27 protein-coding genes are annotated in these 26,144 nt (G+C 45.7%); 12 read left to right on the forward strand and 15 right to left on the reverse strand.

The window, feature by feature from the left end; translation table 11 throughout:
* Window positions 1–26: 26 nt before the first annotated feature.
* Window positions 27–902, reverse strand: coding sequence for a LysR family transcriptional regulator (locus KIO97_RS18185; protein WP_285383596.1), 876 nt, complete (start codon window positions 900–902; stop codon window positions 27–29).
* Window positions 903–1,186: 284 nt separating this feature from the next.
* Between KIO97_RS18185 and KIO97_RS18190 the strand changes: the two genes are divergently transcribed.
* The 7 genes from KIO97_RS18190 to recR all read left to right on the forward strand — a co-directional run bounded on the left by KIO97_RS18190 (window position 1,187) and on the right by recR (window position 7,046).
* A complete protein-coding gene (locus tag KIO97_RS18190) occupies window positions 1,187–2,293 on the forward strand; it encodes a response regulator (RefSeq protein WP_285383597.1) in 1,107 nt (368 codons plus the stop codon).
* A 240-nt stretch (window positions 2,294–2,533) separates the two neighbouring features.
* Window positions 2,534–2,665, forward strand: coding sequence for a hypothetical protein (locus tag KIO97_RS18195; protein WP_005432936.1), 132 nt, complete (start codon window positions 2,534–2,536; stop codon window positions 2,663–2,665).
* A 15-nt stretch (window positions 2,666–2,680) separates the two neighbouring features.
* On the forward strand, window positions 2,681–3,085 hold the full coding sequence (locus KIO97_RS18200; protein ID WP_038891442.1) for a YbaN family protein: 405 nt from the start codon (window positions 2,681–2,683) through the stop codon (window positions 3,083–3,085).
* Between the two features lie 166 nt (window positions 3,086–3,251).
* Window positions 3,252–3,797 carry an adenine phosphoribosyltransferase gene (apt, locus tag KIO97_RS18205; RefSeq protein WP_005432901.1) on the forward strand — a complete coding sequence of 182 codons (546 nt, stop codon included), beginning with the start codon at window positions 3,252–3,254 and terminating at the stop codon, window positions 3,795–3,797.
* Window positions 3,798–3,805: 8 nt separating this feature from the next.
* Entirely contained in the window at window positions 3,806–6,004 is a 2,199-nt protein-coding gene (dnaX, locus tag KIO97_RS18210) for a DNA polymerase III subunit gamma/tau (protein WP_285383598.1), read from the forward strand.
* 82 nt (window positions 6,005–6,086) lie between these two features.
* Window positions 6,087–6,416 carry a YbaB/EbfC family nucleoid-associated protein gene (locus KIO97_RS18215; protein WP_005432961.1) on the forward strand — a complete coding sequence of 110 codons (330 nt, stop codon included), beginning with the start codon at window positions 6,087–6,089 and terminating at the stop codon, window positions 6,414–6,416.
* A 30-nt stretch (window positions 6,417–6,446) separates the two neighbouring features.
* Window positions 6,447–7,046, forward strand: coding sequence for a recombination mediator RecR (gene recR, locus KIO97_RS18220; protein WP_005432989.1), 600 nt, complete (start codon window positions 6,447–6,449; stop codon window positions 7,044–7,046).
* A gap of 53 nt (window positions 7,047–7,099) precedes the next feature.
* Here the strand turns inward: recR and aqpZ are convergent, their stop codons facing one another.
* Entirely contained in the window at window positions 7,100–7,798 is a 699-nt protein-coding gene (aqpZ, locus tag KIO97_RS18225; protein WP_285383599.1) for an aquaporin Z, read from the reverse strand.
* Window positions 7,799–8,023: 225 nt separating this feature from the next.
* Window positions 8,024–9,283 (reverse strand): amino acid permease, encoded by a 1,260-nt coding sequence (locus KIO97_RS18230; protein WP_050918965.1) that lies wholly within the window; start codon window positions 9,281–9,283, stop codon window positions 8,024–8,026.
* A 308-nt stretch (window positions 9,284–9,591) separates the two neighbouring features.
* Between KIO97_RS18230 and KIO97_RS18235 the strand changes: the two genes are divergently transcribed.
* From KIO97_RS18235 to KIO97_RS18245, 3 genes are read left to right on the forward strand one after another with little or no spacing between them, the layout of a single operon-like run.
* On the forward strand, window positions 9,592–9,972 hold the full coding sequence (locus KIO97_RS18235; protein ID WP_285383600.1) for a RidA family protein: 381 nt from the start codon (window positions 9,592–9,594) through the stop codon (window positions 9,970–9,972).
* A gap of 14 nt (window positions 9,973–9,986) precedes the next feature.
* Window positions 9,987–11,264, forward strand: a complete 1,278-nt coding sequence (locus KIO97_RS18240) for a serine dehydratase subunit alpha family protein (RefSeq protein WP_285383601.1) — start codon at window positions 9,987–9,989, stop codon at window positions 11,262–11,264.
* A 28-nt stretch (window positions 11,265–11,292) separates the two neighbouring features.
* A complete protein-coding gene (locus KIO97_RS18245) occupies window positions 11,293–11,949 on the forward strand; it encodes a transcriptional regulator (RefSeq protein WP_005432985.1) in 657 nt (218 codons plus the stop codon).
* Here KIO97_RS18245 and KIO97_RS18250 read toward each other — a convergent pair.
* The gene (locus tag KIO97_RS18250; RefSeq protein WP_285383602.1) at window positions 11,946–12,194 is read right to left on the reverse strand and encodes a YkgJ family cysteine cluster protein; all 249 of its coding nucleotides are present in this window, start codon (window positions 12,192–12,194) and stop codon (window positions 11,946–11,948) included. The two genes, KIO97_RS18245 and KIO97_RS18250, sit on opposite strands and share 4 nt — an antisense overlap.
* Window positions 12,195–12,415: 221 nt before the next feature.
* Here KIO97_RS18250 and KIO97_RS18255 point away from each other — a divergent pair, with 221 nt between their 5' ends.
* Window positions 12,416–12,856, forward strand: a complete 441-nt coding sequence (locus tag KIO97_RS18255) for a YcgN family cysteine cluster protein (RefSeq protein ID WP_005532658.1) — start codon at window positions 12,416–12,418, stop codon at window positions 12,854–12,856.
* A 62-nt stretch (window positions 12,857–12,918) separates the two neighbouring features.
* Here the strand turns inward: KIO97_RS18255 and KIO97_RS18260 are convergent, their stop codons facing one another.
* The 3 genes from KIO97_RS18260 to KIO97_RS18270 all read right to left on the reverse strand — a co-directional run bounded on the left by KIO97_RS18260 (window position 12,919) and on the right by KIO97_RS18270 (window position 16,447).
* Window positions 12,919–13,170, reverse strand: coding sequence for a GlsB/YeaQ/YmgE family stress response membrane protein (locus KIO97_RS18260; RefSeq protein WP_010643991.1), 252 nt, complete (start codon window positions 13,168–13,170; stop codon window positions 12,919–12,921).
* 80 nt (window positions 13,171–13,250) lie between these two features.
* The gene (locus tag KIO97_RS18265) at window positions 13,251–14,978 is read right to left on the reverse strand and encodes an aspartate:alanine exchanger family transporter (RefSeq protein WP_285383603.1); all 1,728 of its coding nucleotides are present in this window, start codon (window positions 14,976–14,978) and stop codon (window positions 13,251–13,253) included.
* A 74-nt stretch (window positions 14,979–15,052) separates the two neighbouring features.
* A complete protein-coding gene (locus KIO97_RS18270; RefSeq protein ID WP_012128575.1) occupies window positions 15,053–16,447 on the reverse strand; it encodes a glutamate decarboxylase in 1,395 nt (464 codons plus the stop codon).
* A gap of 369 nt (window positions 16,448–16,816) precedes the next feature.
* Between KIO97_RS18270 and KIO97_RS18275 the strand changes: the two genes are divergently transcribed.
* A complete protein-coding gene (locus tag KIO97_RS18275) occupies window positions 16,817–18,508 on the forward strand; it encodes a mechanosensitive ion channel family protein (RefSeq protein WP_103412820.1) in 1,692 nt (563 codons plus the stop codon).
* 93 nt (window positions 18,509–18,601) lie between these two features.
* Here KIO97_RS18275 and KIO97_RS18280 read toward each other — a convergent pair whose 3' ends face one another.
* From KIO97_RS18280 to rlmA, 8 genes are all read right to left on the reverse strand, one after another.
* Window positions 18,602–18,886 (reverse strand): putative quinol monooxygenase, encoded by a 285-nt coding sequence (locus KIO97_RS18280; protein ID WP_285383604.1) that lies wholly within the window; start codon window positions 18,884–18,886, stop codon window positions 18,602–18,604.
* Between the two features lie 55 nt (window positions 18,887–18,941).
* A complete protein-coding gene (locus tag KIO97_RS18285) occupies window positions 18,942–19,337 on the reverse strand; it encodes a VOC family protein (RefSeq protein ID WP_038891451.1) in 396 nt (131 codons plus the stop codon).
* Between the two features lie 82 nt (window positions 19,338–19,419).
* Window positions 19,420–19,716 carry a ribbon-helix-helix domain-containing protein gene (locus KIO97_RS18290; protein ID WP_285383605.1) on the reverse strand — a complete coding sequence of 99 codons (297 nt, stop codon included), beginning with the start codon at window positions 19,714–19,716 and terminating at the stop codon, window positions 19,420–19,422.
* A gap of 134 nt (window positions 19,717–19,850) precedes the next feature.
* Complete coding sequence (locus tag KIO97_RS18295; protein ID WP_045400609.1) at window positions 19,851–21,428, reverse strand: alkaline phosphatase; 1,578 nt, start codon at window positions 21,426–21,428, stop codon at window positions 19,851–19,853.
* A 174-nt stretch (window positions 21,429–21,602) separates the two neighbouring features.
* Entirely contained in the window at window positions 21,603–23,501 is a 1,899-nt protein-coding gene (locus KIO97_RS18300; RefSeq protein WP_050905395.1) for a BCCT family transporter, read from the reverse strand.
* 143 nt (window positions 23,502–23,644) lie between these two features.
* Entirely contained in the window at window positions 23,645–24,004 is a 360-nt protein-coding gene (locus KIO97_RS18305; RefSeq protein WP_005532640.1) for a hypothetical protein, read from the reverse strand.
* 195 nt (window positions 24,005–24,199) lie between these two features.
* Window positions 24,200–25,147: a ChaN family lipoprotein gene (locus KIO97_RS18310; protein ID WP_285383606.1), complete on the reverse strand. Its 948-nt coding sequence runs from the start codon at window positions 25,145–25,147 to the stop codon at window positions 24,200–24,202.
* A gap of 84 nt (window positions 25,148–25,231) precedes the next feature.
* The gene (gene rlmA, locus KIO97_RS18315) at window positions 25,232–26,074 is read right to left on the reverse strand and encodes a 23S rRNA (guanine(745)-N(1))-methyltransferase (protein ID WP_274290971.1); all 843 of its coding nucleotides are present in this window, start codon (window positions 26,072–26,074) and stop codon (window positions 25,232–25,234) included.
* Window positions 26,075–26,144: the final 70 nt, after the last annotated feature.

A 26,144-nucleotide genomic window follows, 5' to 3' on the forward strand; every position in this document is an offset into this window, starting at 1 on the left:
GTTTCTATTCGCTTATGTTTTTCAGCTTAGTGAATGTTGTAAGCAATCACGAAGTCGATGAACAAGCGCACTTTCTCTGGTAAGTGATCTTTGTGGTTGTACAGCATGTAGATGTCGCGCGGGTTTGCGCTCCAATCAGGCAGTATACGCACTAGGTCACCACTTTCGATGTACTCTTTGATCATCACGTCAGGCATCAAAGTAATGCCTAAACCTTCTGAACAAGAGCTACGTACTACGTTCAGTGCGTTAGCTTGGAAACGGCCGCGTTCTACGTTCACCACAGACTCGCCCTTGCTGTTGATCAGGGTCCACTTGATAAGTGGTGAGCCTTTTAGCAAAGAGTGGTTAGAAAGCTCTTCAGCATGATTTGGCGCTGGGCTCGCGTTCAAGTAATCAGGACTAGCAACCAGGATGTCTTTCACTTCACCGATTTTACGTGCAATCAAGCTTGAATCACGTTGTGGACCAACACGGAAGATCACATCCCACTCAGTAGGATCAAGTTGATCGGCATTGCTTTCCGTTGTCAGTTCGATGTTGATATCTGGGTACTGTTTCATGAACGCATTGAACATTGGCATCATCATGCGCTTTGTCAGGTTGTACGGGGCAGAGATTTTTATCTTGCCCGATGCCCCACGACAGTCATCCGTAATCTCTTCAGCGGTTGAGGTTAGGCGTTGCAACAGTGGTGAGCATTCATGGTAAAAGCGTTCCCCGGCTTCAGTCAGAGAAAGCTTACGCGCATGACGGTTCAGCAATCGAAGATTGACAGAGTCTTCTAGCGCTTGAATGCGTCGGGTGATGGTTGCCACCGGAATCATGGTTTTTCGCGAAGTTGCGGTATAGCTCCCATTTTCGACAACCAATCGAAATAGGTTTAGATCATCTAATTTCATATTTCCAGACACATTAAACTACCGTTTATGGCTAATTTATAATTAACTTTGTGATCAAAGTTTGCTTTAAGTCAACATGTTGCACCATTTGAACACAGCATAGCGCTTTTAGTAAACACTGATAAACCATGGAATATTTGTATAAACGTCAATTTAAGGCTACGGTTTATAACAAGGTGAAAGGGCCTGACGTCTTGCTGCATAACGTTTTGTAAGATGTAAATACAACAAAAATAATAACGTAGAAATTTGTTTTTTGACTGAGCTTTGTGAGGTGCAAAGGTATGTTTAAGACTCACAGTCAAACGGCAATGGTCTCGGCGCAAGAAATGGTCAATCAAAAACTCATCATGTTGGTGGACGATGACCCGATATTTCGTAAAGTGACTAGTGCTTATTTGGAAAGTCAGGGTTTTAAGGTAGTCGAAGCTGAGAATGGCCTTGAGGCGCTTCAACAACTAAGGGAATGCCACCCAGATCTTGTCTTGTGTGATTTATCTATGCCCGTGTTAGACGGGATCGAATTTGTCGAGGAAGTTAGTCTAGAGTATCCGTCGATGCCATTAATCGTCGTTTCTGGGACTGATGAGATGTCAGACGTTGCGAAAGCATTGCGTTTCGGCATCAAAGACTTTTTACCAAAACCAATCGGAAACTATGAACATTTGTCTCAAGCGATAGAAAACACGCTTGAGGATTCAGACTGTCATTTTGCGGAGCAACGCGACTTTTCAAGTCAGTGGTTTCGTGTTGATGACGGTGGGGAAATGCCAGATGAACAAGAACTGCATTGGCATTTAGAGTATTTACAACAAAACCCAAACGCAGCGCGGGACTTGCTTCATGCTCTGCTCCCTGAGAAAGACACTTCGCAGGGTGATTGGAAGTGCTCGTATCGTTTACTTCAATCTACCGATGTCATGCCTTTGGTGTTTGATTATCGATGGTTGATGAACGGTCAATTCGCTTTCTACCTGGTGGATTCAGCTTCGTTAGACAAAGACGGTGTGGCGACTACGCTATTAGTTCGTGCGTTGTTCGATGATTACTTACGTAACTTAAAAAGCTTTAGCGCCGATCTGAAAGACATGGTTGAAATCATCGAAAAGGGCATTCAGTGCTCTGAGTGTACGGGCGCAGTAGATGCCGTTTTTGGTATTGCGGATCTAGCCTCGGCTTCGGTTTCGATTCTGCCTGCGGGGCTTGATAGTCAGTGGTCTGATGGCCATGAAAATCAACACATAGCAGCTGCAAATAAACTTGGTGATGGAAGTTTGAAAAATTTCATTACAAGAGATTTGCCTCTGAAAACCAACGGGCAACTCTCTATCGGTTGTCTTGGTTCATCGAGCTTTAGTCTTAACATCATCCGATTAAACCGCCTGATGTAACTAGCAATCACTGCAGCTAATAATCACTGTACAAAAGCAGCTTTTTGAAGCTGCTTTTTTATTGCCTGCCGCAACCACTTAGCGAGCGCACTTTGCTCAATAACCTTACTTTTTACTGGTGTTTAGTATTTGTTGTTTAAGGTATAGTCAGCGCTTAAAACAATAATGACCCATTTATGCAACGATAATTTAACGATGCGTGGGTGGGAGAAGTAAAGTCAACAAGTGAGAAGAAGCAACATGGCAGACAAAGATTTTAAAGAACCTTATAATATTTTTTACTTTCTAGGTTTCATTGCAGTCCTTTTGATCCCAACTTTACCTGCAACGCTAACTTGGATTCGCGTAATGAACGGTTACGCAGGTTTTTAATCGAACGATTGTCTACTGGAGTCCACTATTCGTATTAAGCGTTACTTTTTCAATATTGCTGGTGGACTCTGCATGATGCTCGGCATTGCCGGTATCGTCCTTCCTCTATTACCCACAACACCTTTTATTCTTCTCGCTAGCGCTTGCTTTATGCGTGGTAGCCCTGCGTTTCATCGTTGGTTGCATGATCACAATACATTTGGCCCTATGCTGGAGAATTGGCACAAAAACCGCGCTGTCACGCGCAAGGTAAAACAACGTGGTGCGTTCTTCATCGTGCTGAGTTTCACCGTTTCTATCATTGTTGCGCCCATTACTTGGGTGAAAATTGCGCTTTTAGTGATGCTAATCGTTTTACTGAGTTGGTTTATGCGCCTGCCTGTGACTGAGTTGGTTGCTGACAGGGAAGAAAATCACTAAGATTGTAGAGAATAGTGTGCCCACTCTTCGAGTGGGCGTTTGTATTTTCAGCGTCTGTGACTTCGATTCAATTGAGCTCATAGCGGTGAAAACCTATTGTTTGTTGCCCTCATATATACTGCGATAAGAACAGAGGGTGATGAGCCAATCTAAGTAAATCGGTATTATGACTACAGAAACAATTTCACTGATCAGATCTAGCATCAAAAGCATTCAAGATTACCCAAAACCAGGCATTCTTTTCCGCGACGTAACTAGCCTTCTTGAAGACGCAAAAGCGTACCAAGCAACGATTAACCTATTGGTTGAGCGATACAAAGACATGGGCTTTACAAAAGTGGTTGGTACAGAAGCGCGTGGTTTCCTATTTGGTGCACCTCTAGCACTTGAACTCGGTGTTGGCTTTGTTCCTGTGCGTAAGCCAGGCAAATTGCCTCGCCCTACAATCGCTCAATCTTACGAGCTTGAGTACGGTGTTGATACGCTAGAAATTCATACTGATGCAATCGTAGAAGGCGATAAAGTATTGGTTGTTGACGATCTGCTAGCAACTGGCGGCACAATTGAAGCAACAACAAAACTGATCCGCCAATTAGGTGGTGAGGTAGAGCACGCTGCATTCGTTATCAACCTACCAGAAATTGGTGGTGATAAGCGCCTAGAAGGTCTAGGTCTGAACGTATACAGCATTTGCGAGTTTGAAGGACACTAATACATTCAATGAGTTATTTAGCTTTAGCGCGAAAATGGCGTCCTAACAAGTTTGATCAAGTCGTCGGGCAGAACCACGTCCTCACGGCTCTGGAGAACGCGTTAGCGCAAAATCGCTTACACCATGCGTACCTATTTAGCGGCACGCGAGGCGTTGGTAAAACGTCGATTGGCCGACTGTTTGCTAAGGGCCTGAACTGTGAAACGGGGATTACTGCTAACCCTTGTGGTGAGTGTGATACCTGTCGTGAGATTGATGAAGGTCGCTTTGTTGACCTATTAGAGATCGATGCAGCTTCTCGTACTAAAGTTGAAGACACTCGTGAACTGTTAGACAACGTTCAATACAAACCTGCTCGTGGACGTTTTAAAGTGTACCTCATCGATGAGGTACACATGCTTTCGCGTCACTCTTTCAATGCGCTGTTAAAAACGTTGGAAGAGCCTCCAGAGTATGTGAAGTTCTTGTTGGCTACGACGGATCCACAAAAACTGCCAGTGACGATTTTGTCGCGCTGTTTGCAGTTCCACCTCAAGCCAATCAGTGTTGATGATATTCATCAGCAACTTGACCATATTCTGGAAAAAGAACACGTTTCTGCAGAAGCAAGAGCACTTGGCATGATCTCGCACGCTGCAGATGGCAGTATGCGTGATGCACTTAGCCTTACTGACCAAGCTATCGCCCTAGGTAACGGTACGATTCAAACCGATATCGTGAGTCACATGCTTGGAACGATTGATACAGACCAAGCGATTCACTTGCTGGAATCGATCAGCAGTAAGCAACCTCAACAGGCGATGGACAAAATCCAGCAACTTGCATCAAACGGTGTGGAATGGGATGGGTTGTTACAACAATTGGCATCGCAGCTTCATCGTGTCGCGATGTACCAAGCTCTGCCATCGACCTTGGATCAGGCTCAACCTGATGCTGAAAAAATCGAATTACTGAGTAAAGCTCTAACGCCACAAGATGTTCAGCTTTACTACCAAATTGCTTTAAAAGGGCGTGAAGATCTGACGTTGTCACCTAATGGTCGCGTCGGCATGGAAATGATTGTATTGCGTATGATGGCATTCCGCCCATCAGCCAGTAACGGTGCAAACGTAATTTCGACGTCATCACAGCCACAAGTCGCGCCAGCTGCGGGTACGAGTCAGCCAAAAGCGGCTCCACAGCAGCCATCTCAACAGACATCATCGCAACAGCAACCAGTGTCTCAAGCGCCTGCACAGCAAATGCAAAGTCGCCCGATGACATCGGCACCGCAACAACAAGCCATATCTCAGCCAACGAGCCAGCCAGCGGCCCATAACCCAGCTTCGATGAATGAAGCGCCACAGTACCAACCTGAGTATCAGGGTGGCTACGATATGGCACCACAATACGATATGGCTCCGCCGATGAGTGAGAACCCTGCACCAACGCAGCAAGCTCCTCAACAGGCTCAGCCACAAGAAAGTGCCCCGGCACCAGCTCGCAGTAACTTGAGTGGCCTGCGTCACCAATTGCGTTCACAGCGTCAGGGGCAGCAACAGCAACAACAAGCACCTGGACAAAGTGGTGGTCCAAAAAAGTCTAACGCGACATCTGCACAAAAAGAATCGGTTATTGACCGTCTAGCGCAATTGCATGGCAATTCCGCGCAGGTGTCGCCTAAGTCTGCTCCTCAAGCTGAAAAACAAGCTCCAGAGGATGAAGCGTACCGTTGGCGACCAACCAAACCGGTTGAAAAGAAAGCCAATACGCAATTGACACCTACGCAGCTCAAGCAAGCGCTAGAGCACGAAAAGACGCCAGAAATGGCGCAAAAACTGGTTGATGAATCACTAGAGAAAAGCGAGTGGGCGAACCTGATTAGCAAGATGGATACGCCTAAGTTGGTTGAACAACTTGCATTAAACTCGCATTTCAACAAAGAAGGCTCGACAGTTTCGCTACAATTAAGAGGCAGTCAGGCACACTTGAACACCGACAGAGCGCAAAGTGAGCTGCACAGTGCACTGAACCATGTGTTGGGTGAAGAGTGTCATCTGAGTATTGATGTTAGCGAAAGTGGTGAGACGCCACTAGAGTTGAGAGATAGACTCTACCAAGAGAAATTACAGCAAGCGCTGAACAGTTTAGAAAACGATCCGCACGTACAATTCATCGAACGTCGATTCGCTGCAGAGCTTGATAAAGATAGTGTACGTCCTATCTAAAAATTGAACGGAATGGGGTTGAAAACCCAAAGTGACAACCCCATTAACAGATGCAACACCTAATTAAACCAGAGAGATAAACATGTTTGGTAAAGGCGGTATGGGCAACCTAATGAAGCAAGCCCAGCAAATGCAAGATCGCATGCAAAAGCTTCAAGAAGAAATCGCGAATATGGAAGTAACTGGCGAGTCTGGTGCTGGTCTAGTTAAAGTTACAATCACTGGTAGTCACAGTGTGCGTCGTGTAGAAATCGATGAAAGTCTGATGGAAGACGACAAAGAGATGCTAGAAGATCTTATCGCTGCAGCATTCAACGATGCAGCACGTCGCGTTGAAGAAACTCAAAAAGAGAAAATGGCTTCAGTAACTGGCGGTATGCAACTACCACCAGGCATGAAAATGCCATTCTAATCTGCTGAATTCTAACTAAGCGGATTTTCAATGCGTACCAGTCATATGCTGGAACAATTGATGGAGGCCTTACGTTGTCTACCTGGGGTTGGCCCCAAGTCGGCGCAGCGTATGGCCTTTCATTTGTTACAGCGTGATAGAAAAGGCGGTCTGCAACTAGCAGACGCGCTTAGCCAAGCAATGACAGAAATTGGCCATTGCACCGAGTGTCGTACTTTCACTGAAGAAGAAGTTTGTCATATTTGTACTAACCCAAAACGCCAAGAAAATGGTCAGATTTGTGTGGTAGAAAGTCCGGCAGACATCGCAGCAGTAGAAGCAACGGGTCAATACTCGGGTCGATACTTTGTTCTGATGGGACATTTATCACCGCTGGACGGAATTGGTCCAAGTGATATTGGTCTGGATGTATTGGATTACCGTCTGCGCCGCGGAGATATCTCTGAGGTGATTCTCGCTACCAACCCAACGGTAGAAGGGGAAGCGACGGCTCATTACATCGCAGAACTTTGTAAAGAACACCAAGTGGAAGCAAGCCGCATTGCACACGGTGTACCAGTAGGTGGCGAGCTTGAGCTCGTGGACGGGACTACTTTGTCACACTCCCTTCTGGGTCGACACAAGATTTAATAAAAAAGCCGCTGAATTCAGCGGCTTTTTTGATCGTGAGGTTCGAGAATCGATTAATCGTTTGATTCTGTACCTAGAAGGTTCTTGTAGATAAGGGCACCTAGAATACCACCAACGATTGGTGCTACCCAGAATAGCCAAAGCTGAGAAACCGCCCAGTCGCCAACAAATACCGCAACACCAGTACTACGCGCTGGGTTAACCGATGTGTTTGTCACAGGAATGCTGATTAGGTGAATCAGTGTCAAACATAGACCGATAGCGATAGGTGCGAAGCCTTGCGGTGCACGTTTGTCTGTTGCACCCATGATCACGATTAGGAACATCATCGTCATCACAACTTCAGTCACTAAAGCTGCAACCATTGAATATTGGCCAGGAGAATGCGCGCCGTAACCGTTCGCCGCAAAGCCAGAACCAACCACGTCAAAGCCCGTTTGACCCGTTGCGATCACGTAAAGTATGCCACCAGCAATCACACCACCAATCACTTGCGCGATGATGTAAGGCACAACGTCTTTAGTATCAAAGCGACCGCCGGCCCACAAACCGATGGTTACTGCTGGGTTTAGGTGACAACCTGAGATATGGCCAATAGCAAATGCCATTGTAAGTACGGTAAGACCGAACGCCAAAGAAACGCCCAACAGGCCAATGCCCACATCTGGGAAACCAGCAGCTAATACTGCACTACCACAACCACCAAGTACTAACCAAAAAGTACCAAAAACCTCTGCCATGTATTTATTCATGTTGTTTCCTATATCGGATTTAGATTACCCGCTGAACATAGTAGAGAATTGTCAGAAAAGTGTGAGTTGAAGCACGGAAATTAACCTAAATATAGGTTTGGAGTGATTTTGTCTCAGATATGAAACGGAATGGGTAGGTAAATGAGTTAAAAGGAAAACCTCGGTCATCATCATAAAGATGGATAACCGAGGTGAGAGGAATCGTTCGACTAGTGATACTAATCGTTAGCTAAATGCGATGAATGGTGAAATACATAGTAGGATGCCCGTTGCGATGATCAGGTAAAGTGAAGCGCCTTTGTATTTATGTAAGGAAGGCACTTGGTATACCAAGTAAGCTGGGATTAAACAGCCGATCAAACCGAAGATTGGGCTACATACCGAAGTGAAGCTCAACACTGGTAAGTTGAGTACGATTGCTCCCCAAGCCATTAGGATGGCAAATAAGATGATGCCTTTGGTGACGAGTTCGCGATTGATTTGTTCTTCTGGCATCACTTTTTTCAGCGCTAGCATGGCAAGGCCTTGGCAAGAGTCGCGGAAACCTAAGTACACACCGAAGAATGCCGTCATCACCGAGAAGATGTTTAGCATCAAGCTAAGAAGCTTTAAAGTAGTGCCGTCCATGCCTTGAGCAACCATCGCAAGCGCAGAGATGTTCTCGTTTGCTGCACGGACTGCTTGTTCATGAGACATCGCTAGCGTGAAAGAAATCGCGTAGAAAAACACGGTCACAAACAAAATGCCAAAAGCGATATTCATTGCGCGCATCGCTTTAAAACGGGCAACTTCAATTGACTTCTCTTTTGAACGGTAAGAGATCACCATCGGACTCAAGCTTTGAATAAACAAGATAGAGGTAAGGGTAAACGGTAGCAGTTCAATCGCATCTTTTAAGCCAGCACCAGCCGTTGGTACCGTACCGATATTAGCTAAATCCCACTTTTCTACCATCATGAAACCCAACAGGGCAACGGTACAAAGCTTAATTAGCACTAAGCCCGTACTGACTTTAAATAAGATCTTTTCGCCACGAGACGCGATCGCCACCAAAGCGCAAACCAATGCTAGACCATACAACGGGTTTTCCGACAACAGCCCCTCAGTGATACCAAAGCTGTGTAGGAAAGAGGCTGAGTCATTATTGATTGCTGTCGAGTATACGAATACCCAAATCACCAACATGATGAAGTAGAGTACGCCTAACAAAGCGCCCCATTTATTACCAAGGTAGCCTGAGATAACCCCCGCATAGTCTTGACACTTAGGAGAGGTGGAAAGCGTGTTAATAAATAGGCGTTGGAACAAGTACATCGCTGGATAACCAATCACCGCGGAGGCAAGAAATACCCAGATGCCAAGTACGCCCACTTTTACTGGAAGAAAAACAATACCAGCACCGATTGCCATGCCGATACTCATGATAACCCAGCCCCAGTCAGTGCTATCAAACTTAGTCGCCGCTTTCCATTCTGTGGCTGTCATTCCGGCTTTAACGTGAGGTGGTTCTTTAGTTATTGGAAGAGTTTGTGTAGGTACAGTAACGCTCATTGTCGTTTTCTCTTTGTTAGTATGAATTTTTCTCAAATCTATTTGAGAAAAAGATTAACAACAATTTTTTTGTGGAAAATTCAGATAAATTTGAGATCTCGGCAAAATTACTCAATAAAATCTGAGTTTAGATCGATTTGTGTGATCTGTAGTGGTTATTTTGCTCACATATAGTTGAAAGAATGACTTTGAAACGAAAGCTGAGTTTTATGACTAAAACTAAAAATTATGTGAGGATTAACATGAAAGAATTGATCGCTTCAGAGCACGCTCCTGCCGCAATTGGCCCATATTCACACGGAACCACTTACGGGGATTTGATTTTTACTTCTGGTCAGCTCCCAGTTGATAGCACGACAGGCAAAGTAGTAGGGGGAGGGATTACTGCTCAAAGTCATCAATCTCTGACGAACTTAAAACATGTGCTTGAAGCGGGTAACGGCAGTTTAGATACGGTTCTAAAAACGACGTGTTACTTGGCAAATATCAGCGACTTTGCGGAATTCAACAAAGTGTATGCCGAGTTTTTCCAAAAAGATTGCCCAGCACGAAGCTGCTTTGCGGTGAAAGATCTTCCGCTAGGTGTTTTGATTGAAGTTGAAGCGATTGCTAGTAAAAAGTAATACGGAGAAAAAGCATGAATCAGCAATGGAACCATTATATCCAAATCATTAAGCAAGTTGTAAAACCTGCCCTCGGATGTACAGAACCCATTGCTGCTGCATATGCGGCAGCAGTTGCAAAGCGTGAGCTTGGATGCCAAACCCCGGATACGATTGAAGTTCGTGTCTCAGACAACTTATTTAAAAACTCAATGGGGGTTTACGTTCCCGGTACTGGGAAAATTGGCCTTAAGATCGCGGCGTCAGTTGGCGCGTTAGCGGGAGACCCAAACGCAGAACTGGAAGTTCTCGCTAAAATTAATCAAGACGATGTGACTGCTGCCCAGCAACTTATTGATGAAGAGCGAGTCAGTGTTGCTCGCATTGATACACAAGAATTTATCTTTTGCAGCGTGACCATGAGCGCTGGAGAAGACACAGTCTCGGTGACCATCAGCGGTGGGCACACTAACATCATTCAGATCACTCGAAATGGAGTGGTGACGTTTGATGCCCCGCAGCAGCAACGTGTTGCGACAGGATCGGTATGTGAAGGGGTTGATATCTCCATTAAGCAGATTTACGACTTTGCCCTTCAAGCGCCATTTGATGACATCAAATTCATTCTGCAAGCAGCGGAACTCAACTCTTCCTTAGCGCAAGAGGGTATCGACCGAGGTTACGGTTTAGAAATTGGCCGGACATTAAAAGGCAATATCGAACAAGGTTTACTTGGCAATGATCTGATGAGCAGAATCCAAATGATGACTTCTGCCGCATCAGATGCTCGAATGGGCGGCGCTACATTACCAGCCATGAGTAATTTCGGCAGTGGTAATCAAGGTATCGCGGCAACTATGCCAGTGGTGATTGCAGCTGAAGCCTTCCAAAGTGGTGAAGAGCAATTAGCAAGAGCTCTGATCATGAGCCATCTAGGCGCGATATACATCAAGTCTTACTACCCACCACTGTCTGCTTTTTGTGGCAACACGGTAACCAGTGCTGCAGCATCCATGGCGTTGGTATACCTTGCGGGTGGCACGTTTGAGCAATCATGTTATGCGATTCAAAACGTTATCAGTGATAGTTCGGGCATGGTGTGCGATGGTGCAAAATCCTCTTGTGCGATGAAAGTCTGCACTTCTTCTACTACGGCAGTGCGCTCATATTTGATGGCGATGGGTAACCACAGTGTGAAGAATCAAGGTATAGTAGGCGACGAAGTTGAACAAACTATAAGAAACGTAGGCTCTATGGTTAGACTTGGTATGCCGTATACTGATAAATCTATTATCGATATCATGTCGGCCTAGCCTCAAAGTTTTTGCTAAGGGAAGTAAATTGCAGCTTAAGAAACTCACCAAAAGTGATTTAGATATTTTGAATTCAATGAAGAACGTCGTCGATGGCATTGCCCGTATGTATGGTGAGCATACTGAAGTCGTTCTTCACAGTCTTGATGCAGAAGCACCGGAAATCATCAAAATTGCCAATGGCCACATCACTGAACGTGGAGAAGGCGCGCCAATTACCAACTTAGCAAGGATGAAGCTACTTGAGGGCAAGGACGTTTCAGACTCGTATCTGACTAAAACGGCGAGCGGAAAGACCTTGCACTCGATCACTACTATCGTCCGCAACCCAAAAAACAAGCCGATTGGCCTGCTTTGTATTAACGTGGATATGGATGTGCCAATGCAAGACTTCTTGCGTTCCATCATGCCACCGCAGCAGAACCCGTGTTGTACTGGGGCACAATCCCCAGAAACGTTTGCTCGTAATATTGACGAGACCATCATTAGTACGATTGAAACGGTTCAATCAGAAGTGTGGTCGAACGAAGCAATTAGCCCATCTAAACGCAATCGAGAGCTAGTGACACGCTTACAAGGTTTGGGGATTTTCAAATACAAAGATGCAGTATTAATGGTGGCCAACCACCTAGGTATCTCGCGTGATACGATCTACCTCTACCTAAGAGAATTGGGTAACGATTAAGTGAGCAGTTCTAGCTCAGTAATGTTGCTCAAAGCTTCCTGATTGGTTTTGCCACACACGATCGGGCACGGTTTGAATTCGTGGCAAACTTTTGGTCGCTCAGCTTTTCCGAATAGCTTGCATAGGTTGTCGTTATTCAATTGAACGCAACGTTCGCCAGCCGGTTTGCCATTTGGCATGCCAGGAATAGGGGAAGAGATACTCGGTGCAATGCAGCATGCCCCACAACCCAATCGACAATCCATCTAAAAGCCCTCGTAAAAATGAAGGGGGCATTATGGACATTTCTCGCTAGATTGGAAGAGGTGCGCGTAAATTCCTATCCATAAGATTACTTGGCTAAATACGAACAAATCTTACTCAATGCTCCTATCACTCCAGTAAGGCCTTAAAACTTGAATTTTGCCGTTCAGAGGGGTATAAAACGCACCCAATTCAATCCCATTCAGTAATAAGTAGTAAGCGTATGAGCACTCCATTTTGGCAAAGTAAATCGTTAGAACACATGACAGAAGAAGAATGGGAATCGCTCTGTGATGGGTGTGGCAAGTGTTGTCTGCACAAGCTAATGGATGAAGATACGGATGAAATCTATTACACCAATGTGGCGTGTAGTTGGCTGAACAGCAAAACATGTTCGTGTAAAGACTACCCGAACCGTTTCACTTCAGGCGAAGAGTGCACCAAGCTGACGCGTGAAGATATTGATGACTTTACATGGCTGCCGCACACTTGTGCATACCGCTTGTTGGCAGAAAACCAACCGCTGCCAGAGTGGCACCCATTAATCACTGGCTCTAAGTCTGCAATGCACGCAGCAGGGGAAAGTGTACGAAACAAAGTGGTGTATGAAATCGATGTGGTGGACTGGGAAGACCACATTTTGAATCATCCAAATCGCTCATAGCCGAATGTAAACAAGCCTTTCATAATGAAAGGCTTATTTGTTTTTAAGGGACTGAAACTCGCTCAACCTTTAATAAAGCGGTTGTAGACAAACAATACAACGAAAGCACCTAACGTTGCGGTGATGATGCTGCCTATATTCACGCCGTCTGCAGCGCCAAGGCCAACAAAGCTTCCTAAAAAGCCACCAACGAAAGCGCCCACGATACCCAGTACCATAGTGGCAATCCAACCGCCGCCATCATTACCTGGCATCAACCATTTAGCTAATGCACCAGCAATCAAGCCTAGAATAATCCAAGATAGAAAGCCCATGATTTCTCCTTAATCTTTAATCAATTAGCGTTCAGTTCGCTTAAATGATAGTCCATTGTGGGTAATGTGCAGATTCTTCATCAACTAATGACCATTGCAATGTAGCCCAAAATCAACACTAAGACAGAAGTTAGGGCGTAAGGTACTGGGTAGCCGATGGCTGGCATATCACTTTGACTCGCATCCTGAGCTCCTTTCATTGCAGGAGTGCTGTTTCGGCCTCCGGCACAGGCGCCTGCCAAAATTGCTGGGTTCATTTTGCGGAAGTACAAACCATACAACCAAGCCAGCAGCGGAGGTACCAATGCGGCTGTCACACCAAGTAACGCTATTTTTATGACGATAATGCCTTGGAACGAGGCGAGGATTTTTGGACCTACTGTAGCGGCAAGCACAGCAACAAACAGGTTAAGACCAATATCTTGTAAGAAGCTTCTTGCACCTTCGCTCATTGGTCCGCCAAAGGCTGGGTTTCGTGTTCGTAGGAAGGAGAACACAATACCAGTCAACATGCAGCCTGCAGAGGTACCAAGTGCAAATGGAATCCCCGCTAACGTGACGCTAAAGTGACCGAAAATGTAGCCAATAAGCAATGATAGGGCGAGGTAAAAAGTCTCTGTCACCGTGCTCTCAACAATGGCAACACTGTTCAGTTGTGACGCGGTTTTTTCTACACACCATTTGGAGCCGGCGATACGAATGACATCCCCAATTTCGACTTTGGTTTGAGGCAGTAAAGGCTGCTGGTGGCCTTGTCGGAATATCGCTTTGAAATAAACACCAAAACCCACTTCAGCATGTAATTGTGCAATGGTTTTACCAGCATGCTCTGACTTACCGACGTGGATGTCGGCGACTTCAATATCGACATTTCTCGCACGCGGCTCATCAACCTCGTTCCCAATATCGGCCTCACCTTCCGCAATCAACACGCGATATTCACCACGAATACCAATCACGTCATTAAGAGCTAGAGTTGGATTCTGTGAAGCGTCGATCACTTCATCGCCTCGTACGACTTTTAGGACCGCTGCGTCAGGGAAGGACTGGTATAGCTCCTGGACTGAACGCCCGACGAGTTCCTGATGTGTCACTTTATAGGCACGAACATCAATTGGAAGGACGCCAACATCTGAAAATCCAAACGTACTTGGTAGCTTTTCATCGTCGTCACCCGTCGAGAATTCCGCCTCGGCGTCTTTACCTGCTTTCACAGGGTCGATACCAAACAGAGAAGGGAGATACTTGATAAATAGGATAATGAGTACGGTCGATAAGACGTAGCTAATCGCGTAGCCTGCGGCAATGTTCGCGCTAACATGGTCGATACTCATGCCTTCTGGTGGCGTAAATGCCCCAGAGCTGATGGCTGATTGTGCGACCCCCATCACTGCGGTCACTGTGTAACTACCGGAGATGATTCCGGCGGCATATCCGGGCTCTAACCCCATCAGTTTGGCGCCGATGACCACAATTGCGAAATTGCTGAACACGACAATTAAGCCAATTACGACAAAGTCGATGCCACCGCGAGCCAACCCAGAGAAGAACTGAGGGCCAACTTTCATCCCGATGGCATACATAAACATCATTAAGAAGATGTCTGAGACTAGCCCGGGTTCTTCAATTTTTAATCCATAGACAGAGAACGAAGTCAGCGCTAGAGCAACGCCCACCACCAATGTGCCTGCTGTGGTGCCTAAGCTCACCCCTTTAAAGGTCAATCGGCCAAGTGGGTAACCAATAGCGAGTGATAAAAACAGAAATACGAATGGGTTTTCGGACAAGTAACTAAAAAGAAAAGACATACTGTCACCTGTGATTTTAAACGTTAAAAAGCAAGGAGCGCACGAGGCTCCCTGCTCTATGTGGAAGGGGACAATTAGCCGTGATTGAAGTTACTAGACTCGTCTGCATCGCTGCCGTTTACGACTGGATGCTTGTCGAAGAAGTCCACGCAGTGCTGCAAATCCGTGATCAGTAAGTCAGCCAAATCACGGCTGAAACCGTGACGGACTAAAATTCGCATGATGACCAAGTCTTCACGTTCCGCCGGCATCGCATACGCTGCGATTTGCCAACCACGAGATCGGATACGATCAGAAAGATCGTAAAGATTAAACCCTGGATTAGCCCCTTCTTTTATTGACCAACTCAGTGCAGGAATACCGCCGTGTCCATCATAGATAATGTGGAACATACCCATTTTCTCGATCTCTTGAGCAAGGTAGCGGGCAGTGTCATAACAGGCTTCATGGATTTTGCGGTAACCCTCTCGGCCAAGGCGAAGGAAGTTATAGTACTGAGCTACGATTTGCCCACCAGGACGAGAGAAGTTGAGGGCGAAGGTTGGCATGTTGCCACCAAGGTAGTTGACGTTGAAGATCAGGTCTTCGTGCAAAGCGTCCGCATCGCGCCATACAACCCATCCAACGCCAAGCGGTGAGAGCCCAAACTTATGCCCAGATGCGTTGATCGATTTCACGCGAGGTAATCGGAAATCCCAGACTAAATCAGGGTCGCAGAATGGAGCGAGAAACGCGCCGCTTGCACCATCCACGTGAATGGGAATATCTAAGCCTGTTTCTTCTTGGAGCCTATCCAGTGCATCATGCACCTCTTTTACAGGCTCGTATTGGCACGTAAAAGTCACACCAAGTGTTGGCACCACACCGATCGTATTTTCATCACAGCGCTTGATCACTTCCTCCGGTGTCATGATTAAGCGATCGCCTTGCATTGGTATTTCTCGTAATTCAATATCCCAATAACGAGCAAACTTATGCCAACACACTTGTACCGGACCACAGATGAGATTAGGGCGGTCAGTCGGTTTGCCTTGCTTCTTCATTTTTTCGCGCCACGCCCATTTGAGCGCCATTCCGCCTAGCATTGCTGCTTCGCTCGATCCTGTTGTCGAGCAACCCATTGGGTTTTCTGCATGAGGAGCATGCCAAAGGTCAGCCAACATGTGCACACAACGAGACTCAATCTCTGCTGTTTGTGGATACTCATCTTTATCGATCATGTTTTTATCGATGCACTCGTCCATCAGCTTGTGAACTTCGTCTTCCGCCCAGGTCTGGCAGAACGTCGCTAGGTTTTGGCGGGAGTTTCCATCTAGCATGAGTTCGTCGTGGACGACTTGATAAGCGTGAGAGGCCGCATGCTCATTTTCAGGAATGCGATACTTGGGCATCACAATAGAGAGATCTTTAGAACAGTAGACGTCGTCGAGAATTGAGCCTTTCAAGGCCGATTTTTTATGGAGTGGCATCTTCTAATCCTTTATCTTATTGAATTTGTTGTTTTTATTGTTAGTTCTATTGGTTGGTCGACTAACAACGCCGGCAGCAAAATAGATATAGCAGGCATTTATAAAATAGCCTTATTTATGTGTCAGGATGCGTATTGTTGGCGATGTTTTGTTCGGTTTTGTGTCCTAAAGAACAGATATCGTAAAAGTATGGTGTTTGGTGTTAGAAAAAGGTTGCTATAAAGGTGCTTTTATGAAGAGTGAGGCATGTTATTTAAAGAAGGCGCTCTAATTTATGTTCAGTGTTGTAAACTTAGAGCATATAATTTCAAGGCTTTATATCCCGATTCTTGATCGCTTAGATCGAGTAGTGTCTCTTACGAGGTAAAAATGACGTTACTATCTCCCCTAAAAGTGCGTTTTACACCGCTGGTGGTTTTATTTACGGTGTTGGCGTTAACGATGAGCTCTTTCATTGTGCGTGCGACAGAAAGTTCGGAAGCGCCTGCTGAGGCTCCGACAGTGTCTGCTGCTGAACAAGCGATTGATAATATCAATAAAGATATCATTGACTTATCTGAAACGTTAAAACTAGCCAGTGGCGATGAGCGTGACGCGCTTCAGCTTCAACTGTTTCAAAAAAATGAAGAGCTGAGAAGCCGCCTTTCAACCGCGATCAGTAATAAATCGATTCCTCATGAACAGCTTATTAAGCTAGTACAAACTCAAGAGAAGTACTCAGAAGGCGCTGTCGCGTACCTTGATGACAAGATCAAAACGCTGAACGGTGAGCTGAATTCTGCAAAAGACGAAGAAAAGCTTTCACTGCTTAACGAGTACCGCGAACTGCAGCATTACCTTGATGTGAGTTACGAGTCGAGCTGGCAAAACCTGAATTGGTTGAAGATGCTGGGCGTGCAAGATGAAGATGCGGACGTTGACTTTAAAGATAGCGTTGATAAGCGCATGCGTCTGCTATCAGCGTCGATTCAATACCTAAAGCAGCAAAGTGAGATCATCAGTTCACAAGTTTCTTCTAGTCCAGAGTCAGAAAAAGCGTCGTTGCAACTGAGCCAACTGATTCTTAAGCAGCGTTTAAACATTGCCACTGACAGCCTACGTACGCTGATTTCAATTGGCGATAAAGTAGGTATTGAGACGTCTGAATACAAACGTCAGATCTTTGAGGTGACAGGCAGCATCACTCATGACTTGCTCAATACAAAAGTCATTCTATCTATCCTAAGTCATTGGTCAAATGCAGCCGTCGACTGGTTTGCTGAAAACGCTCCGCAGCACATCTTCCAGCTGTTTGTGTTTGCTCTGATTCTTTTGATCGCCCGTGCTTTAGCGAAATTAACTCGCAAAGTGGTGAGTAAGACGGTTGCATCGAAGAACCTAAAAATGTCGCATTTGATGCAAGACTTCTTTATCTCGATGTCGGGTAAAGCAGTGTGGATCATCGGTATCATGGTTGGCCTGTCACAAATCGGTCTTAACCTTGCTCCAATCCTTACCGGTTTCGGTATTGCCGGTGTGATCATCGGTTTTGCATTGCAAGATACGCTATCGAACTTTGCTGCGGGTATGATGCTGCTTATTTACCGTCCATTCGATGTCGGTGATTTTGTTTATGCGGGTGGTGTCGATGGTAAAGTTAGCCACATGAGCTTGGTAAACACCACAATCCGAACGTTCGACAACCAAATCATCATCGTGCCAAACAGCAAGATCTGGGGTGATGTGATCAAGAACGTGACGCACGAGCGTATTCGTCGTGTTGATATGGTATTTGGTATTGGTTACGCGGATGACCTGTTAAAAGCTGAAGAAGTGTTGAACGATATTCTTACTTCACACCCATCAGTACTGCGTTCACCAGAGCCAAACATTAAGGTGCACACGCTAAATACTTCATCAGTGGACTTTATTGTTCGTCCTTGGGTGAAGACTGACGATTACTGGGATGTGTACTGGGATGTGACTAAAGAAGTGAAACTGCGTTTCGATCGCGAAGGTATTTCGATTCCATTCCCACAACAAGATGTGCATCTGCATATGGTAGAAAAGAAAGAGGTGTAAGCTTTTTCTGTTATCTATCCAATAAATCTTACCAATAAATAAGGCGCTCAACATGAGCGCCTTTTTTATTGGTTTATTGATAGGGCTTCGAGATTAGATCTCGTTGAAGAAAGTGATCGTAGGTTCACTGACAAGCAAGCTATCAATCTCAGTCAGAAGCGATTGAAAATGTGCCGTGTTGCAATGTGCGTCAAACGCAGCTTGGTCTGCAAACTGCTCTTGGAACAAGAATTGGCTTGGATCGTTTTTATCTTGGAACAGTTGGTAGCGTAGGCAGCCGGTCTCGTTTCGAGTCGGTTCTAGCATGGCTTCTAGCGCTTGCTTAAGTTGTGTAATGGTGTCTGTTTTTGCGTGAAATGCAGCAGTTAAATGAATCATAGTTGTATTTACTTCTTTGTTGTTATGGAAGGTATCTTTATGACTGATACCGTTACTAAAGGTACCGACCTTGACGCTGCAAGAACTCAATCTTGTAGCCGTCCGGATCAGTAATGAAGAAAAATGTCGCTAAGTGCTTTTCCTGATGATCAAAGACTTTGATGTCACTGGCTTCTATATCCAGCGAGGTGAGGCGTCGGTGAGTTGCGGCAATATCTTCGACACTGACAGCAAGATGGCCATAGCCATTGCCGTGTGTGTAAGGCTCGCTTTGATCGTGATTATGGGTGAGCTCTAGCTCGAAGTCCGTTTCAGGATTGGCTAGATAAGTAAGAGAAAAGCCGTCGAATACGTATTGGTCTTTGATTTCTAGCTCAAGTGCGTCGCGGTAAAACTTAAGGGAACGCTCCAGATCGCTTACGCGGATCATGGTATGAATCATTTTTGTCATGAGTACTCCTTAATATTGCGCTAAGACTAATCAGTTTTAGCGTGCAATAGGTAGTACTCGGGTACGACAATAAAATCAGGGCTTAGCTGAGCTCGTTAAGGGCTTGAGAAAGGGTCGCTTGTGGCCGACGCGCGTAAGTAAGGCAAGCACAGCGTAGTAGTGATGCGAAGTTATTGACTTCACCATTGTGTTCTAACGCTTCTTGGTAAACCGTACTGATAAACTTAGGCACTGTCATGTCTTGAGCAGAAGCAATTTCTTCAAGAATTAGCCAAAAGCTCGATTCTAATTTGACGCTGGTGACATGGCCATCAATGCGGATAGAGCGGGTGATAAATTGATAATTTTCCTGAGGTTGTTTAGCAAATATTTCGCACATATGATGTTGTTTGTTTTATAAATGACCCGCAGATATTGGCGTTTGAGACGCAGAGCGTCAACTATTTTGAGTATAAAAAACGCCCTCAAATGAGGGCGTGAAAGTGCACCAGTATAGTCAGTGCGGAGCATGGATTAGTTGATTTGCTCGATAAGGTATTCGCCAAGTTGCGAGTGATGCATGATTTTTGAAACTGGCAGAATGGTACCAGCAGGCCCCCATGCGAAGACATTCACAGGCGTATGGGTGTGCGTGCCTGTGCCCCAAACGGTGTTTTGTTTGGTTGCCTGTTCACGCGCTAATAAATTGCCTCTGTCGTTGTATGGGAAGAAGGCATCAAAGTCGTTAATGGCAGGAACATGCTCTTCACTCAAGTATTTGTGGCTCGCTAAACGGTAAGGATTTGGTTTGCTGGCCAATACGCGTTCCGCTTGCTCTGGTGTGATCGAAAAGTCGCTGTTGGCGTTCACAATTTCAGCCAGCTTTTCTGGGGTTTGTTTCGCTTTATCAAGCTTTTGGAACTCGCTGATCATACCGTAGTAGCTTTGCTTTTGATTGTAGAGGCCATCCAGAATATCAAATTGACCGAAGTTGAAATTTGGTGCGAAATCGCGTTTGGCAAATGCTTCTCCGCTGCGTTTCTCTGGCTTCGGCACATCAGATGAGGAATAGCTAAAGCCAAAAGAGCCGGTTTCATGATCGGCGGTGACGATCACAAGAGTATCTTCGCGGCCTTTTGCCCACTCATAAACGGAATTTACCGCTTCATCGAATTTGATCAGTTCATGCAGCATGGTACCCGCATCATTGCTGTGGCCTGCCCAGTCAATTTGTCCACCTTCAACCATTAGGAAGAAGCCGTCTTTGTCTTTTGAAAGCACATCTAACGCTTTCTCGGTCATCTCTTTGAGAGAAGGTTGGGTGCGCTTTGGATCGTCTTTGCTTTGGCTGTAAGCGATGCCATCATTCATTCCAGAGTAGGCAAATAAGCCTAGAACTTTGTCGCCTTTCGCCTCTTCAAGCATATTTCGGTTGAAAGCTAAGCTATACCCTTGTTGTTGAGCTTCAGTCAGCAGGTTACGCTCATCTTTACGCTTTGATTTTAGGTAAACATCACCTTGAGTGAGTTGCTCAAGTTGCTTGTATGTATCGCCTTTGTCGTTGGTTGACTTTGGAATCCAATGACGAAGACCACCAGATAGCATCACATCGACGCCAGTTTCTAGCATGTCTACAGCGATGCTGTTTTCGAGTGAACGGTGTGGTTGGTGCGAGGCAAAAGCTGCAGGTGTCGCGTGCGTCATTCGGGTGTCTGATACTAAGCCTGTTGCTTTCCCTTTTGCTTTCGCTTTTTCCAAAATAGTTTCAACATGGTTGCCTTGGCTGTCTATACCAATCACTTCAGAAGCCGTTGGAATGCCTGTCGCTAACATTGTCGCAGAGCAGGCTGAATCGACAACAATCGCGTCTTCAGGGTTTGTCAAAGAGGAACCGATCACACCTTCTTGTGCCAGCTTATATATCGCGGTTGTTTCACCTTTGTAAATTGAGTGCGGTGCATGGTTCGCGTAGGTTTCTAGCAGGCCAACTTGTTGTGGGCCCATGCCATCGCCAATCATTAAAATAACGTTTTTGATTTCTGCCGATAGGGCATTGAAAGAGAGCGTCGAAGCCGCCACTGCGGTTACGATTGGGGTCACTAAGTGCTTCATTGTATATTCCTTATTTATAAAAGCGGTCGCATTAAAACAAGGATTTATGACGGAAATACTACAGTCATAAAAGATTCATATGAAAGCCATGGTTATATTCTAAGCCTAATACAAAAAAAGCTCACCGAAGTGAGCTTTGAACTAGGTTTAGGAGTTGAAAGTCATGAGCTAAAGTTACACCGCGTACGCAGTACTTTGGGCCACGATTTGATTAAACTCGGCTCTAGACTGCTGAGCAGTTTCGGATAACTCGAGTTTTCTTTCTTTTGCTTTTACCACGTTATCCAGTAGGTCTTGCAACTCCTCTTGCATCTCCTGAGGTAAGTGATGGTCTGCAAAATCGTTGTCGTCGCTGTGCTCAAGAGCAAAAGCACGAATACGTTTACGAAGCTTCATCAACTCAGCCAGTGCGTCACGCTCATCTTCTGCTGCTTCTTGGGCTGCATCACGCGCACGCTCAAACCTTGCCATCGCCATCCCTTCGGTTGACCAAGGATCGAACTCTGGCAGTTCTTCGATGTTGATAGTTGGCTCTACATAATCTTCTTGATGGCGAATGTCCAACGTTGTGGCACGAACGGCTGACACCATCAACATGATGGAAATGCCAAGCAATGGCAAACCACCAACGATCGCTGCGGTTTGTAAGGTGCTTAGGCCGCCCATGAACATGAGTACTGTCGGAAGGAAAGACAGCGTAAATGCCCAGAACATGCGGTTCCAGCGCATCGGTTCTTCGGTCACATTATTTTGTACAACAGACGCAAGAATGTAAGAGATAGAGTCGAACGTGGTTGCGGTAAAGATAATACACAGCAATGTAAAGACCGCGATGACCAAGTAGCTCATTGGCAGAGCATCAAGCATTGAGAAGATGGCAGCGGTTGCCCCTTCTGCATTCAAGATGCCAACGACGTCCAACTCCCCTGATAGCTGTAGAGATAAGCCATAGTTGCCCAGAATCATGAAGAATAGGAAACAACCTAAAGAGCCGAAGAAGATGGAACCAGAGACCATTTGTTTGATCGTGCGACCGCGAGAGATACGCGCTACAAATAGACCCATACTTGGTGCGAACACGAGCCACCATGCCCAGTAGAAAATCGTCCAATCCTGTGGGAAGTGGGTGTTGTCGAACGTACCGTATCCGCCGAATGGTTCCGCCCATGTTGCCATCACAAAGAAGTTCGACAACATACGACCAATCGAGTCTAAGCCCGTTTCAAGCATGAAGATGGTTGGGCCAACGGCAAGTACAAAGGCAAGTAGTCCCATTGCACCCCAGAAGTTAATGTTACTGAGAACTTTAATGCCTTTTTCCATACCCGCGTAAGAAGAGTAAGCAAAAATCGCCGTACAGATAAGCAGTACCAGTACTTGGCTGTAGGTGTTCTTAGGCATGCCAAACAAGTAATGTAGGCCTTCACCAATCAGAGGTGCAGCCAAGCCCAAGCTGGTCGCTGCGCCGCCAAGTAGACCAAAGATAAACAGTACATCAACAATTTTACCTGCAGAACCTTTACTGCGCTCTTCACCAAGGACGGGCATCAAGGCACTGGAGACTTTCAGGACAGGCTGTTTACGTACGTAGAAGAAGTACGCAATCGGTAGAGCAGGAATCAGGTAGATAGACCAAGCGATTGGTCCCCAGTGGAAAAGACCGTAGGTTGCAGCCCAACGGACCGCTTCTTCGCTGCCAGGCTCAAGCTGGAAAGGAGGTGATTGGTAGTAGTAAGCCCATTCGATACAGCCCCAGTAAAGGATGCTGGCACCGATACCGCCACAGAAAAGCATGGCCGCCCATGATGCGGTGGTAAATTCTGGTTTTTCGTCTGGATCACCTAGCTTGATTTGCCCCATGTCGCTGAACACAACGTAAATCATGAAGATAAAGGCAGCAAGGCCAAGTGCAAGGTAGAGGAAACCGAGCTTGTCGGTCATAAAGGTCTTAGCAACCGCAATCCATTCTGCACCTTCTGTTGGAAACAAAATTAGAGGGAAAACAATCGAAAGGAGAAGCGCAATTGCGCCAAAAAAAGTGGGTTTGTCTATAAGAGAAAATGCGTTTTTCACAGTTCATCATCCGTTAATGAATAGTGATCCATTATGGACTTGGATAAAAAACGCGTTCAAATGAGGTTCGTTGTCGTAACGAAAGAAACTCTTGTTTAATCAATTGATTATTGGTTAAATTTCAAACTCTGGTCGCACGAAAGCTAGACTAGAGCCAAGATGATTCCACCCACAGTCAACGCCGCTGAAAGGTATTGGCCAGCAGAGTATGAGCCATCTTCCTCTTCTTCAATGGTGTCAGGGTGATCCATCCCCAATGCTCCATGAGCAAAAGACTCTACTTGGTCACCGACGGTTTTATTTTCCGCTTCGACTTTTTTACTCTCGTGATCAATTTGCTTTAGCGCCGCAAGCAACGCTTTTCCTTCTGAGGAGAGCGTGACTTTGTTTTGCTCCACTTTTAATGGTGCTGCGTCGGCAACGTTTTCTGCCGTTTTGGCTTGGTCTACTTTGTTTTGCTGCGCCGCGTATGTATTGACTGAATTGCTTCCTACTGGATTCATCTGTTACCCCTTCGAACAACGACACTCGCTCATTGAGTGCAGGTAAAAAGCAGTTATCTTTATATCGACGGCAAAAGACATTTCTTGAATCAATCAAATAAAAAATAGGTCTGTTTTTGCCGCTTCCTATGTATAAACAAAGTTGCTAGCAAAAAGCAGACCTATTTTTCTTCATCCTTTGTCAGACGATTCTGATCACTTACATTGTAGGTCGCTGTTACGTGTCGCTAAGTGCTTGTAAGCAGCCATGCGATTTGCGTCTTGTACATAGCGCACGGGCGGTTCGAGCACCTCAAGCTGATAATCGGAGCCATCTAAAGTGATGTTTGCCGTTGGGGTAATCACCAACACTTTTAAGCTTGGATTGCGATTCAAGATAGAAGCTGCTGTGCCTAAGCCGCTTTCAGTATGGAATTTTCCGGCAACGTGAACCACTTGAGTACCTGGATGTTTTTCCAAGTATTTGACGATGGATTCCGCCATAGTTTCATCCCATGTTACCTGAGCTGCGTATTGTTTTTCGGTCTGCTCAGGCTTGCCATGGTGCATAGATGCCATGAACTTTTCTTTGTACGGGCTGTTCGCTGTGTTGACGTCATCTGCAACAAAACTACGCTCATCGCTATCGAGTTTATCTAGGTAATCGACACCTTGGCGGCCAATACAACGAACAATGTTTTTCGGTGCGTTTGAGGCGATGACTGGAATTTCAGCCTGCTTAGCAAACTCAACTAATGGACGGTAATCACTTTCGTAATTTGGCCATGCATTACTTTGTTTCATGAAGTACTGCTCACCGATTTCACCGTTTAAGTAGGCATCTAATATCGCTTGCTTGTCGCGTGTCACTTGCTCCATTGAAAGGGCAAGAGGGCGATTCGTAGAAGATAACTGTTTTAACATGTCGGTCTGAAAACGGTGGATGCCAGCGTGCGTATGCCATTCACCAATCAGAATTACATCGGCTTGTTGTATCTCGGGCGTTAATTGATTAACTGAGATAGCTTCACCAGAAGGGGCATGAAGTTGGTAGTCATAGAAACTGGTCACGTTGTCAGCAACGGCGTTGGGAGCGGTCGGTGCGTTTGACGCACAACCTGTCAGTAAGCCCGTAAAAATCAGGCCTAGGGTAGAAAAGCGCATTAAAAAGCCTCCAAAAATGTCCGAATGATATTAATGGAGGCTGATAAATGAATCAATGGTAATGAGAATAATTTGCGTTACAGTTTATTCTTCATTCTCAGATTGAGCTGATTTCTTACGATAAACTCGTAACATAAAATCAGCCTCACATTGGAAAAGTGTAGATGACTTTAGCTCTTCACGAAGTTCATCGCTGGCTTTCCATGCAAATGGGGTCATTTGCAGTAAATCGAATGCCACGCCATCTTTTAAATCCATGACGTAGTTAAGCTTTTGTTGATGCTCAAGTTCGAATCCTTCGATACTTTCTGGTTCTTCGTTGTGCAAACGAATTTCCTGATAGATACGCTCGCGGAATTGATATAGGTGACGACCTGCTGGCGTTACCGTAATGACCACACCGCTATCTTTAATTACACGTTGCAGCTCTTCCGCTTTACATGGTGCGTAGATACGTAAGATCGCATCCAGAGATTGCTCTGCAAAAGGTAGGCGATGACTTGATGCCACGCTGAAATCGCAGTTAGGGTAGCGCTTAGAGGCGTAACGAATAGCGACTTTAGAGATGTCCAAGCCGTAAACATTTGCCGCTTCATTTTGAGCATGCAGAGACTGCTGAACTTGATCGGTGTAGTAGCCTTCACCACAACCAATGTCCAATAGCTGATGGCTTGTGCCTTCGGTGTACTTCGCACACAGGCGAGCAACTTCTTGGCGCATTGGATCGTAATGGTTGCCTTCTAGGAAACGACGACGTGCTTGCATCATTTCTTTGTTGTCACCTGGATCTTTTGAGCGTTTGTGATGTGCAGGCATCAAGTTAACGTAGCCTTCTTTTGCTAAGTCGAATTGATGATTGTTTTCACACTTAAACGTCTTAGCTGTGAGCTCAAGAGGTTGGTGACATAGAGGACATTGATAGTTCATGACGATCTCTGGACTGGAAGTAGGGCGGCAAATTCTATCAAAAAGGGATGCGGCAAGCGAAACAAAAAAG

Origin of the sequence: Vibrio sp. B181a, from assembly GCF_030248375.1 — a bacterium.
GTDB classification, from domain to species: domain Bacteria; phylum Pseudomonadota; class Gammaproteobacteria; order Enterobacterales; family Vibrionaceae; genus Vibrio; species Vibrio campbellii.